Source organism: Mesorhizobium sp. M7A.F.Ca.CA.002.09.1.1 (assembly GCF_003998555.1).
GTDB classification, from domain to species: Bacteria; Pseudomonadota; Alphaproteobacteria; order Rhizobiales; family Rhizobiaceae; genus Mesorhizobium; species Mesorhizobium ciceri.
On the sequence record NZ_RZRR01001372.1, the window covers coordinates 1 to 908 of the forward strand.

Annotated in this window: 1 protein-coding gene and 1 pseudogene; both read left to right on the top strand. The window is 61.3% G+C overall.

Annotated elements, in window-relative coordinates:
* The first annotated feature begins 168 nt into the window (after window positions 1–168).
* Window positions 169–597 (top strand): hypothetical protein, encoded by a 429-nt coding sequence (locus EN994_RS33310; RefSeq protein WP_027160420.1) that lies wholly within the window; start codon window positions 169–171, stop codon window positions 595–597.
* Window positions 594–908, top strand: a pseudogene (locus EN994_RS33315) (sterol desaturase family protein); the annotation flags it as partial. The gene EN994_RS33310 and the pseudogene EN994_RS33315, both read left to right, overlap by 4 nt.

Below are 908 nucleotides of genomic sequence, written 5' to 3' on the forward strand. Positions count from 1 at the left end.
GTTCGGTGGCGTGGCGCGGCTCTCGGCCTTGCGCCGGCATTGGCTATTGCTGCGCCGCGCGAGCAAGGGTTGGCCAGCACTTTGACGTAAACGTCAACCGTGCTAAGAAGTCTCCGCGCCAAAACTGTCGCCATAGACGACAGGCCGGCCGGAGGAGATACCCATTCAATGAGCTTGCCTTTGCTGGTTGCGATCGTCGCCCTTGGCATCGCGCTGTCGGTTGCCGCGGTGCATTTCACTGGCGGCAGCAAGACGGCGACGCTCAGTGGCGCAGATCATGCGAAGAGCCGGTTCGCCGAGGATTTTCCCGACGAGATCGTGGCGGCAGTCCGCCTGACAGCAGATGCCGGGACCGCGTTCCTGGATATCGGGCGAGGGCGCTTCGGGATCGTTCACAGCGTAGGCGACTGCTTCTTGACCCGCATCGTCACGCCTCAAGATGTCACGATTTTGGACGCTGGAGACGGGAATACGGTCTCGCTGCGGCTCGCCGATTTCACCTGGAAGGGCGGCCGCTTCCGCTTTGCCAGCGCAACGGATGCGCAAGGCTTGCTGAAGGCGCTTGAGCCGCAGAGTTTCGGCGGAGAGGCGGCATGATGGACGACTACAATTTTCCGCAGGTCACTCAACTGGCCATCCCGTTCTTCGTTGTCGCGATCCTGATCGAGCTTTGGTTGGTGCGCACCGGCCGTGCCAAGGGTTCGTTCGAAACGCGCGACACATTGACCAGCCTGATGATGGGTACCGGCAATGTCGTTGCCGGGCTGCTGCTTGGCGTCGTGTCCTACTGGGCGTTGCTGTGGCTCTGGCAGTTCCGCGTCTTCAATCTCGGCCTGTCGATCTGGGTCTTTCTGGTGGCCTTCCTGCTCGATGATCTGCGCTACTATTTCTATCACCGCATCGCGCAC

Coding starts and splice junctions, on each gene's coding strand:
- EN994_RS33310 (WP_027160420.1), top strand. CDS start 169: ATGAGCTTGCCTTTGCTGGTTGCGATCGTCGCCCTTGGCATCGCGCTG.